This window comes from Gillisia sp. Hel1_33_143, from assembly GCF_900104765.1.
Taxonomy (GTDB): domain Bacteria; phylum Bacteroidota; class Bacteroidia; order Flavobacteriales; family Flavobacteriaceae; genus Gillisia.
Map to the genome: position 1 here is coordinate 577,847 of NZ_LT629737.1, position 11,753 is coordinate 589,599.

An 11,753-nucleotide genomic window follows, 5' to 3' on the forward strand; every position below is an offset into this window, starting at 1 on the left:
ATATGAAAAATATTAGTTCATTGCTTTTAGCAGTTCTATTTTGCGCCAATCTCTGGGCTCAAGAATCTGAGACCTCAAGAGTATATACCTTCTCTTTAGAGGAAGCTATTGCCTTTGGGATAGACAATAATTATGCTGCCAGGATCTCTTCTAAAGATATAGACAAAGCCCTAAAACAAAAATGGGAGATCATTGCACAAGGGCTGCCGCAAATTACAGGGAATTTAGATTACCAAAACTTCTTGAAGCAACCTGTAACATTAATTCCTGCAGAGATAACCGGTGGAGAACCAGGTACGTTTACTCCAGTAAGATTTGGGACTCAGCAAAACCTCAACGGAACAGCTACTTGGAATCAACTTATTTTTGATGGTTCTTATATTGTTGGAGTTCAGTCTGCAAAAACCCTGCTTCAAATTTCTAAGAATGCGAAGACCAAAACAGACCAGCAGGTAAAATCTAGTGTTATTAATGCCTACGGAAACGTTTTACTTGCAGAAGAAAGCGTAAAAATACTTCAATATAATATAGAGACCTTAGAGAAGAACTATTCTGATACTAAAAAGATCTTTGAAAATGGGTTAACCGAAGAAGAAAATGTAGAACAATTAGAGATCACTCTAATTGGGCTTAAGAATAACCTGAACAGGAATAAGCGCAACAGAGATATCTCTTATGAAATGCTTAATCTAACTTTAGGTTTACCCGTGCAAACCCTATTAAAACTTACCGAAGATCTTAACATTTTAGCATTAAGATATTTTGATTTGGAACTTCTTGCCAAAGATATTTCTGTAGAAGAAAACATAGACTATAGAATTGCAGAAAATCAGGCAGAGGCAGCTAGAATTTATGTGAGATTAGAACAATCTAAAGCGTTACCAAGATTATCTGCATTTGTAAATTATGGATTTCAAGGAAACAGCGAAAGTTTTTCATTCTTACAAAACGACCAGAAATATTTTACGCAATCTATTCTTGGCGTTAACCTTAGTATCCCAATATTTAGCAGTGGAATGCGCGGAGCTAGAACTCAGCAAAAGAAGATCGAATATGATCAGGCTCTTATTCAGCTAGATCAAACAAAAAATCAGGTAAGGCTCGAAATAGATTCTGCTAAGAATAACTACGAGTACAGCTTAGAAAATTACAAGACTCAACAGCAAAACTTAAGGCTTGCTGAGAGAATTGAGAATAAGAACCAAATTAAGTTTTCTGAAGGATTGGCTACGAGTTTTGATCTTAGAGATGCTCAAACCCAGTTATTCTCTGCTCAACAAGAGCTTTTACAATCTATGCTTAATGTAATAACCAACAAGGTGGAGTTAGAAAACTTATTAGATACTTCAAGATACACCGCTAAAAATTAAATTTATTTCAATAAATAAGGACATGAAAAAGTTACTATCAATACTTACACTTTCAACGCTTCTCATTTCTTGTGGAGGAGATAACAATAAATCTGTAGAAGAGATTGCAGCATCAAATGATGTTAAAACAATTCAGCAGAAAAGAGATGAATTAACTACCACACAGCAGGAAATACACGATCAGCTAAAAGTTCTGGATGCAAAATTAGATGAGCTTAATCCTGAAAAGAATGTGCCTTTAATTACCGCTATTTTAGCCAAAAAAGAAGTTTTTAATCACTATCTGGAACTTCAGGGTAGTGTAGAAACAAAGCAGAACCTAGTAATTAATGCTGAAATTGGCGGGATCCTTAATAAGGTTTATGTTAAGGAAGGTGATAAAGTTACAAAAGGCCAGCTTTTGGCGAGAATAGATGATGGCGGAATGAGCCAGCAATTGGCACAGCTACAAACTCAGGCAGATCTTGCTAAGACCACTTTTGAACGTCAGAAAAGATTATGGGACCAAAAGATTGGAAGTGAGATTCAATTTTTACAGGCTAAATCTAATTACGAAGGACAAGTAAGTGCTGTAAACCAAATGAAGAGTCAGGTTGCAAGATCTACGATTATCGCTCCTTTTTCAGGAATTATAGATGATGTTATTACGGAGGCAGGAAGCGTGGTTTCTCCAGGACAAACTCCAATTCTAAGAATTGTGAACTTATCTGATATGTATATCCAAACCGATGTACCCGAAAATTATATTTCTGATGTTACCAAAGGGAAAGAAGTTAAAGTAACATTTCCGGTACTTGGGAAATCTATAGATACTAAGATAAGACAAACAGGAAACTTTATAAATCCTGACAACAGAACTTTCAAGGTAGAAATTGAAGTTCCAAATAAGGAGAAAGAGATAAAACCTAACTTAACTGCAAGGTTAAAAATTAACGATTATACCAGTGAAGAAGCATTATTGATCCCGCAAAGTATTATTTCAGAAAATGCAGAAGGAGAACAGTACATCTATATTTTAGAGAATGTTGAAGGTGAAAAAGCCGTTGCTAAACAACAGATCATTAAAACCGGAAAAACTCAAGGAGATGTTATTGAGGTTCTAGAAGGAGTAAAAGATGGAGACCAGATCATTAAAGAAGGTGCTAGAAGTGTTAAAGACGGGCAAACCGTGAAAATTATTACAGATTAAGGTTACATTATATGGAAAAGAAGAAAAAAGTTATAGATCAGGAGTTTAAATTATCCTCTTGGGCTATACAAAACAAGACCACTATTTATGTAATGATGATCCTTATCTTATTCTTGGGAGCATCTGCATATTTTAGTATGCCTAGAGAAAGCTTCCCGGAAATTAGAGAAACTAAGATCTATGTAAGCTCATTATTTCCTGGGAATACCGCAGAAGATATTGAAAAACTAATTACTAATCCTTTAGAAGATAAATTAAAGACGGTAAGTAATGTAAAGGAGATCACTTCTACTTCACAAGAAGATTACTCTATGATAGTAGTGGAGTTTGATGAAGGTATTTCTGTTGAACTTGCCAAACAAAAGGTGAAGGATGAAATAGATTCAGAAACCTCTGGAGAAGATTGGCCTACTTTTAACGGCGCCAAAGTAGAACCAAATGTCTTTGAATTAAGTATCTCAGAAGAGGTTCCTATTTTAAATATTAATATCTCTGGAGATTATCCTGTTGCTAAGCTTAAAGAGTTTGGAGAGTATCTTCAGGATGATATTGAAGATCTAACCGAGATCAAAAAAGTGGATATTCGTGGGGCACAGGAAAAGGAAATTGAAGTTGCGGTAGATATTTATAAGATGATGGCATCTTCTGTAAATTTCCAGGATATTACCAGTGCAATTAACGGTGGAAATATGACCATGTCTGCAGGTAATTTTATTGCTAGTGGACAGCGTAGAACTATTAGAATTTTAGGAGAAATAGATTCCCCTTCAGACTTAGAAAACTTTGTAGTAAAATCTGATGGTGGAAATAATGTATACCTTAAAGATATAGCAGATATTAGTTTTAAGGAAAAAGACAGAACTACTTATGCCAGAGAATTTGGGGAGCGTGTAGTAATGTTGGATGTTAAGAAGCGTTCTGGAAAGAACATGGTGGAAGCTGCAGAAAAGGTTGAGAAGATCGTAAAAGAAGCTAAGGAAAATGTTTTTCCATCTAATTTAAAGATCACTATCACTAACGATCAATCTTCAAAAACCATAGGACAGGTAGATGACTTGGTGAATAACATCATATTTGGAATTATTCTGGTGGTAACGGTGCTGATGTTCTTCCTCGGATTTAAAAATGCACTTTTTGTTGGATTTGCTATTCCTATGTCTATGTTCATGTCTCTTATGATCTTGAACTATTTAGGATATACCATGAATACCATGATCTTGTTTGGACTCATCATGGGTCTTGGAATGTTGGTAGACAATGGGATTGTGGTTGTTGAGAATGTATATAGATTGATGGATGAAGAAGGTATGAATCGTGTAGATGCTGCCAAGAAAGGTATTAGTGAAATTGCATTTCCTATTATTATCTCTACAGCAACTACTGTAGCAGCATTTGTTCCTTTGGGATTATGGCCTGGTTTAATGGGGCAATTTATGATCTACTTCCCAATAACATTATCTGTAGTGCTTGGGTCTTCTTTATTTGTAGCTATCTTCTTTAATTCTGTATTAGTCTCTCAGTTCATGACCACAGAAGATAGAAATCTACCTTTAAAAACCATCATTAAAACATCTTCTATAATAGCAGCAATAGGATTGTTGATCTTTATTTTTGGTGGCGACTATCGCGCTTTAGGTTCTGTGATGATCTTTACCGCCATCATGCTTTGGGTTTATAGATTGGTGTTGAGAAAAATGGCAAATCGTTTTCAAAATACATCTTTAGTTAAGCTAGAGAATTGGTATGAAAGACAGTTAACAAAGTCATTTTTAAAGAAGCGTCCCTATTGGTTAATTGGAAGTACGTTTGCTCTATTGATCCTTGCCTTTGTAGCTTTTGGCGCCTCTTTAAATTCTAAAAGAACTAAAGTAGAATTCTTCCCGGAGAACAAACCAAATCAGATCATTGTTTATATAGAATATCCTCAGGGAACAGATATAGAGAAGACCAATAGCATCACCAAAGAGATAGAAAAAAGGGTTTATACCGTAATTAATGACGCTCAATATATGGAGGGTGCTAGAAATTTTATGGTAGAAAGTGCTGTATCTCAAGTGGGAGAAGGTGCAGGAAATCCACAAACCGATGGGGGATCTGCAGCAGAGATGCCTCATAAAGGGAAGATCACAGCTTCTATGCGGGAGTTTAAATTTAGACAAGGAGAAGATTCAGAAATTCTGAGACAAAAAGTTCAGGAAGCTTTAGATGGTATTTATCCGGGAGTCTTGATTTCTGTAGAGAAAGATCAAAATGGACCTCCAACCGGAGCTCCTATTAATATAGAACTAGAAGGTGAAGATTATAATGAACTTATCAATACTGCAGAGAGTATGAGAGAGTTCATTAATAATAAGAACATTGCAGCTATAGATGAGCTAAAAATAGATGTCAACAAAGATAAACCAGCCATGCAGGTTATTGTAGACCGAGAAAAAGCAGGAGAGCTTGGTGTAAGCGCCGGACAGGTTGGGCAACAACTTAGAAATTCTATATTTGGTACTAAAGCTGGGATCTATAAGAATGATGGTGAAGATTATGACATCTATGTTAGATTTGATGAAGAGAGCAGATATAATTCTAGTGCACTTTTCAATCAAGATCTCATCTTTAGAAATAATAAAGGTCAGTTACGTCAAATTCCTGTATCTGCTGTTGCCTCTAAGAAGAATAGCTCTGGCTTTAGCGCCATAAAACATAGGGATACCAGAAGAGTGGTAACTGTATATTCTGCATTATCTCCAGGATTTACAGATGCTGGTGCTGCGGTAGAGCAAATTCAAAATGAAATGAGAACGTATGAAGGTCTTTCTGATGATATTAAAGTAGATTATACAGGGCAGATAGAAGAGCAAAATAAGCAACAAGCTTTCCTAATGGGAGCTTTCTTTAGCGGCTTAGGATTAATATTCTTTATTCTGATCTTTCAATTTAATTCGATCTCTAAACCATTTATTATTATGATCGCCATATTCCTAAGTTTTATTGGGGTGTTTGGTGGAATTGTAATTAGCGGAGCTCCTTTTGTTATTATGATGACAATGATGGGTATTATCTCCCTTGCCGGAATTGTGGTAAATAACGGGGTAGTACTCTTAGATTATGCACAGCTGTTAATAGACAGGAAGAAAAATGAACTAGATCTGGAAGAACATGAATATCTTAATAAAGAACAATTATTAGATAGCATCATTCTAGCCGGGAAAGCACGTTTAAGACCAGTACTTTTAACTGCTATTACCACTATATTAGGTTTAATTCCATTAGCAATAGGACTTAACATAAATTTCTTTACATTATTTAGTGAGTTTGATGCCAATATCTATTTTGGAGGAGATAACGTTATATTTTGGGGACCACTAGCATGGACCGTGATCTACGGATTACTTATAGCTACTTTCTTAACATTAAATGTAGTTCCTATCTTATTCTATATTTCAATGAGAATAAAGATGTGGATAGCAACTAAGAAGAATGCAGATGCCATACCTAAAAATCAGGATGCTCCAATATCTGCGGATCTCTAAGAATTTTTATTTTTGAATTTTCTATGCCGATTAAAGTATTGAGTAATACTTTAATCGGCATAGTTTTTTTTATAAAAACTCTATCAAAAAAATTTAAATGATATCTTAGATACCTGTTACATAATAGAGTTTTTCTTACTAATACTGTATGAATTATTACTGCTTATTTTTTCTGCTTTTATATGTAAACATATCTCATGGACAAGATCGGTTGGAATATGACGACTACACGTTCGAGGTTTTGATGGATTCTATCAAATCAAATTACGGTAAGCCGGAGCAGCAAAGAATATTTACAACTGCATATATCTCCAAAGCCAAAAAACTAAACAATAAAAAAGAAGAATTTAATGGGCTCTACTATCAAATTTATGCTCTTCTTCTTCATAGAGAATTAGCGGAAGCTGAAAAGAAGTACAGTGCTTTATTAGATTTCGTAAACAAAAATGATCTAAAAGAGCAAACAATTTTCACTTATGATCTGGGAGGGGAAATTCAAAAGCAAGTACCAGATTTCAGTCTAGCTATAGAGCGTTTTAATGCTGCTTTACACCTGGCAGAAGCTCTAAATAATACACAGTATAGAGATATAGCGCTTATCAACATATCTAATTTATTAAACGAAACTGGCGATTATGCTGGAGCCCTAAAAATTAGGAAAAAGATCATCGCTCTATATGAAAAAAAGCCTCTCGATTCTAATTACACAAAAGCTCAGAAAAGTGGAACATTAGCCTATGGATACTTCTTACTCTTCAACTCGTACCTTAAAAATAACAAGTTAGATTCTGCTAAATATTACAATCAAAAGATTAAAGAAATTGTTCGCACTGCAGATAGCTGCTACGTAATGTACTTGTATAATACCAATGCAGAAATCGCATTACAGAATAACAATTTTAAAGCTGCAAGAAATTTCTATAAACGTTATTACAATACATGCCCAATAGGTCTTCCAATTGCAGATCTTAGAAAAGCACATTTCTTTGGACGGGTAGAGATGAGGGCTAAAAATTACAATGAAGCTATAACAATTTTTGAAAAAGGCTTGGTAGATTATGAGGTCTCTCCCCAAGAAGAAGGGTTTATGGGAGATTATTATAGGCTTATGGCCAATGCCTATAAAGAAACCGGAGACTTTGAAAAAGCCGGCTATTATTTTGAAAAGCACCTTGTAACTGCAGATGATGCTAATAAGATGAAAAATGATGTAGTTAGGGCATCAAAACAACAAGAATTAAAAGCTTTCAAGGAAGAATTAGTTCTATTAAAAAAAGAAAAAGATTATCGTACAAAATTTCTTATCTATAATCTCCTAGGAGCTTCTATAGTTATTCTTTTTCTACTCTTCTTTCTTCTGAAATTTCACAGAACTAAAAGAGCAAATGAAATTAAATTTGAAGCTCTTTTAGAAAAAATGAAAACGCTACCTCAAGATAACCATGTTATTATAGATACAAAAGATGAGATCTTAGAGGCGAAAAACAGTACCGATGTTCCAGAAGAAATTAAGCAACAAATATTAATGGGATTAAAGAAACTAGAGACTCAGGAATATTATTTAAAACAAGAATGTAATTCTTATAATGTTGCCAAAAAAATTAATACGAATACTTCCTATCTTTCCAAAGTAATTAATAATCATTACCAAAAGAACTTCAACACTTATATTAATGATCTAAGAATTAACTATACCATTGTTCGTCTTAAGAACGATACAGTTTTTAGATCTTATTCTATTCAAGCCATAGCAGAAGAAGTTGGTTATAAATCTGCAGATTCCTTTTCAAAATATTTTAAAAAAGACACTGGCTTAAATCCATCTTTTTATATAAAAGAACTCAAGAATATAACGTGAAAAGATTAAAATCTACCCCAAATTTATAAATATCGGGCTTTCACATTACGAGATACCTAAATCACAAAAATAGCTGTACATCCTTTATAAACAGCAACTTACTAAGTAGCTTCTATACCCTATTTTCTTAAATCTGGGGAAGCTTCACTTTTATTACAGCGTTTTGTATTGCAGCTTTGTTCTAGTTAATCACCAATAAAACAAACAATATGAAAACAAGTAAAAGCAACAATCGGAATCGGAATTTAGTATTAAAAGTGATCTTAGGTTTCATTATAGGGATCTCTTTTGGCTTTGGAGTAGCTAAGCTTATAAAATCTGAAAGCAGGCTAATTTCTTCTATAGAAAAATCTATCAGGAAAAATTGTGATTGTGAAAGTGTACGATCAGAATTTAGTGCTATTGGCTTTCAGTTTAGTAAGGAAGATGGCATTAATAACAGAGCGTTAGAGATCACCCTTGAGAATTGCACTGTAAATACCAAAATTGAAAAAGAGGCTGCAAGACTACATGAAGTATTAAAAATAGAAGTAGATAATTATTCTGATGTAGATCTACTTATCCTTCATTTTCAGAATACCAACAAGAACGAAACTGTTAAAATAAAACAAGGGGAGATAATCTCTAATGTTATGTAAACAGTGCAAAAAACAACATTTAAAAGATTATCCAATATCAGAAACAACAATTTACATTCAGTTTAATTAAATTTTAAAATCATGGAGCTACAAGAAAACGCTTTCGATGAAAATCTAAATAAGAAGCTACACTCCCCTACTAAGATCCAATTCATAAAGTTTGCAATTGGAGTAGTAGCTGGAGTTGCCATATTCCTAATAATAAAATTAATATTTTAAAACTACCGTTATGACAATACTTACAAAATATGCTGTTGCAATAATGTTGCTACTCTGTCAAATATTATTTTCTCAGGATTTACAAGGTTCCTACAGTGGCACTCTTCAGGTAAAAGACTCTCAAATGGAACTTATATTCAATATTTCATCTACTAATGATGAATATAAGGCAACTTTGGATGTTCCGGCACAAGGAGCCACAGGAATCGAACTCGATTCGGTAAATTTGCAGAATAATCAACTTACCATAAGCTCTGCGAAATTAAAAATGACCTATAAGGGTACGTTATCAGAAGATGGTATTAATGGAACTTACGAACAAATGGGAGAACAATATCCACTTCACTTAAAAAAGACGATTAAAAAGAAACCCGGCAACACAACGCTCCCGTCTAGCGAGAGTACGCTCTCTACTTTAGCTTCCAAAGAAACAGGAACCTATAAATATTCTGTAGAAGATTATTTTAAAACTCCGGAGGCTTATTCTTTTAAACTTTCTCCAGATGGGAAGTTCATCAGTTATTTAAAAAGAAGAGAAAGTGGGGAGCGAGATCTATACATCAAAGAAACCGCTACCCAAAAAGAACGCTTATTAATTAAGCAGGAAGAAGATCTTATTCGCGGTTATTACTGGGCAAATGATACTCGTATTCTATACTTACAGGACAAAGGAGGGAATGAAAATCATCATGTATTTGGAGTAGATATAACCGGAGAGAATAAGAAAGAGCTTACTCCATTTTCTGATGTTAAGGTAAATATTATTGAAGCTTTAAAGGAAGATGAAGAACATATAATTGTACAGATGAACAAGGATAATCCTCAGCAGGAAGAGCCTTACCGCCTAAATGTAAATACAGGAGAGATCACTAAACTTTACACCGTAAAAGATGGAGAACCACCTGTAAGCAGTTATAATTTTGACAAGGAAGGAAATTTAAGAGTTATCAACCGAATTGTTGATGGTATTAATATGGAGTTACTTTATAAGATTGATGGAGAGTTCAAGCAAATTAAAGTGACAGAATTTGGAGACACCTTTGCAATTTCTTCTTTCAACCCTAACACCAAAAATCCAGATGATGCTTATGTGATCTCGAATTTAGAAGGCGATAAGATAGAAATCCAACTTTATGATCTTAAGCAGAACAAAAAGATAAAAACCTTGTATCACAATGACACATTTGATGTTTCTAGCCTTGCCCTTTCAAGAAATCGTAACTATGAGATAGACTATTTTGCATATGAAGGTGAAAGAACTGTTATAGTTCCGGTAAGTTCAACCTATAAAAAGATCTATGACCGTCTTCAAAGTGAATTTGGAGAAAAACAATTCTTTACTGTAGGAAAGACAGATGATGAAATTCAATATATGGTAGTAGTCACCAGCGATAAGATTGTTGGAGAATATTATCTATATGATATTGATAAAGATTCTGTAACACTACTATACAAAATATTACCGCATTTAAAAGCCGAAAATATGGCTTCTATGAAACCTATCAAATTTAAAAGTAGAGATGGGCTTACACTTTATGGATACATCACTTTGCCACAAGAGTATAAGAATGGTCAAAAATTACCTTTAATTGTAAATCCTCATGGCGGGCCACAAGGAATAAGAGATAGCTGGGGTTTTAACCCGGTTGCACAATTATTTGCAAGTCGTGGTTATGCAACACTGCATGTAAACTTTAGGGTTTCTGGAGGATATGGAAAAGCATTCTTGAAAGCAGGTTTTGGAGAAATTGGTAGAAAAGCTATGGATGATGTAGAAGACGGTGTAGATTTTACGGTAGATCAAGGTTGGATAGATAAAGATAGAATAGCCATTTACGGTGGTAGCCATGGAGGTTATGCTGTTTTAAGAGGAATGACCAAGACCCCAGAAAAATATGCATGTGGAGTAGATTATGTGGGAGTAAGTAACTTGCATACTTTTATGAACTCCATCCCGCCATATTGGGAAAAATATCGTGATCTACTTTACAAGATCTGGTACAATCCAAACATCGCTGAAGAGAAAACTATAATGGACGAAATTTCTCCTGCTTTACATGTAGATAAGATTACCAAACCATTATTTGTGGTGCAAGGAGCAAATGATCCTCGAGTGAATATAAATGAAGCAGACCAAATTGTGGAGACTTTGAGAAATAACGGTGTAGAAGTACCTTATATGGTAAAATATGATGAGGGACATGGTTTCGCAAAAGAAGAAAATCAACTAGCGCTATACAAAGCAATGATGGGATTTTTTGCAGAGCATCTCAAGGATAAAAATATAGAACCTATAAAAGGATGATCTTCAATAGCTCTATGAAATATAGTAAGGATTGAATATAAAAAAACCTCGAAGCGTTTGCTTCGAGGTTTTATATCTTAAAAGACTACTGTCTAATTTCTACTAACTATAGAAGTTGTGTTTTTATAACTAGTTACGTCCGCAATTTGATTATTATCATAATCCACTTCAGTTAACTGATCTGAATTCCAAAAAAACCACTTCCCAGACTTATTCCCCTCTTCGTATTTCGCAAGGGCAATCTTTTTACCATTTTGGTCGAAAGAAACCCATTGCCCGTGGAGTTTTCCGTCCTTGTACGTACCTTCCTGTCTAACACTTCCATCTTCATAATAAAACGTTCCTTTAATTAAATCTCCTTGTTTTTCAAAAATAGGTTTAACTTCCTGAGCAAAAACTACCGATCCAATTAGCAGCGCTGCCATCACTAACATTGATTTTATATTTTTCATAACCTGATATTTAATATTTACTTCACGAATATACAGTAAAATTTACAATTAAGCAATAATCACATAACATTAAATTAACATTGGAGCGGTTTTTATTGAAAATCAGCTAATTAAGATTAGTCATATCTAAAAACTTGCATTACCTCTCTAATAATTTATAAGGTATAAGTTCACTAAACCGCTATATCTTCTTACTTT

8 protein-coding genes are annotated in these 11,753 nt (G+C 34.1%); 7 read left to right on the forward strand and 1 reads right to left on the reverse strand.

Annotated features, from left to right (window positions below):
* Nucleotides 1–2 precede the first annotated feature (2 nt).
* The 7 genes from BLT84_RS02620 (at nt 3) to BLT84_RS02645 (ending at nt 11,103) form a co-directional block, all read left to right on the forward strand.
* Nucleotides 3–1,370, forward strand: a complete 1,368-nt coding sequence (locus BLT84_RS02620; protein ID WP_091262655.1) for a TolC family protein — start codon at nt 3–5, stop codon at nt 1,368–1,370.
* 22 nt (nt 1,371–1,392) lie between these two features.
* Nucleotides 1,393–2,559: an efflux RND transporter periplasmic adaptor subunit gene (locus BLT84_RS02625; protein ID WP_034893538.1), complete on the forward strand. Its 1,167-nt coding sequence runs from the start codon at nt 1,393–1,395 to the stop codon at nt 2,557–2,559.
* Nucleotides 2,560–2,570: 11 nt separating this feature from the next.
* Nucleotides 2,571–6,083, forward strand: a complete 3,513-nt coding sequence (locus BLT84_RS02630) for an efflux RND transporter permease subunit (RefSeq protein WP_091262657.1) — start codon at nt 2,571–2,573, stop codon at nt 6,081–6,083.
* A 148-nt stretch (nt 6,084–6,231) separates the two neighbouring features.
* Nucleotides 6,232–7,941 carry an AraC family transcriptional regulator gene (locus BLT84_RS02635; protein WP_091262659.1) on the forward strand — a complete coding sequence of 570 codons (1,710 nt, stop codon included), beginning with the start codon at nt 6,232–6,234 and terminating at the stop codon, nt 7,939–7,941.
* 209 nt (nt 7,942–8,150) lie between these two features.
* Nucleotides 8,151–8,579, forward strand: coding sequence for a hypothetical protein (locus BLT84_RS02640; RefSeq protein ID WP_091262661.1), 429 nt, complete (start codon nt 8,151–8,153; stop codon nt 8,577–8,579).
* Between the two features lie 81 nt (nt 8,580–8,660).
* Complete coding sequence (locus tag BLT84_RS16050; RefSeq protein ID WP_157717886.1) at nt 8,661–8,798, forward strand: hypothetical protein; 138 nt, start codon at nt 8,661–8,663, stop codon at nt 8,796–8,798.
* A gap of 10 nt (nt 8,799–8,808) precedes the next feature.
* Nucleotides 8,809–11,103, forward strand: coding sequence for an alpha/beta hydrolase family protein (locus BLT84_RS02645; RefSeq protein ID WP_091262663.1), 2,295 nt, complete (start codon nt 8,809–8,811; stop codon nt 11,101–11,103).
* A 92-nt stretch (nt 11,104–11,195) separates the two neighbouring features.
* Here BLT84_RS02645 and BLT84_RS02650 read toward each other — a convergent pair whose 3' ends face one another.
* Nucleotides 11,196–11,555, reverse strand: a complete 360-nt coding sequence (locus BLT84_RS02650) for a toxin-antitoxin system YwqK family antitoxin (RefSeq protein ID WP_091262665.1) — start codon at nt 11,553–11,555, stop codon at nt 11,196–11,198.
* Nucleotides 11,556–11,753 lie beyond the last annotated feature (198 nt).